Annotated in this window: 1 protein-coding gene; it reads right to left on the reverse strand. The window is 50.4% G+C overall.

The window, feature by feature from the left end; translation table 11 throughout:
- The coding region (locus R7R24_RS27770; RefSeq protein ID WP_318120290.1) for an efflux RND transporter permease subunit at window positions 1-641 on the reverse strand (641 nt) is incomplete at both ends.

The following is a 641-nucleotide window of genomic DNA, read 5'->3' on the forward strand; positions in this document are numbered from 1 at the left end:
GTTTTGATCGGCATTACCCACGCGTTGGTTAGCCCCGGGAACTGCACGAGATTGTCGAATTCTTTGCGCAATGACTCTGTGGTCACGCCTTCACGCCATTGGTCATGAGGTTTGAGCTGAATTACCGTTTCAATCATGGTGAGTGGGGCTGGGTCGGTGTCGGTTTCTGCACGGCCAATCTTGCCCCAAACCGTTTTGACTTCCGGTACGGTTTTGATCAGCTTGTTCGTTTGCTGAACCAACTCACGTGCTTTACCGATGGAAATGCCCGGGTAGGTGGTCGGCATGTACATCAAATCGCCTTCATCCAATGGTGGGATGAATTCGCTGCCTAGTTGGCTAGTTGGGTAGTACGCCGATGCTAATAGGCCGAGCGCCAGTACGATCATCGCTTTCGGATATTTCAAGCTCAGATTAAGCAATGGACGATACAGCGCAACCAGCCCACGGTTCACAGGGTTCTTATGTTCTGGCAGTATTTTACCGCGAATAAAGTAACCCATTAGAACTGGCACGAGCGTGATCGCAAGTGCTGCCGCTGATGCCATTGCATACGTCTTGGTAAAGGCGAGAGGAGAGAACATCTTGCCTTCTTGACCTTCCAGTGCAAACACTGGAACAAAGCTTAACGTGATGATAAG

This window comes from Vibrio sp. 704, assembly GCF_033339295.1.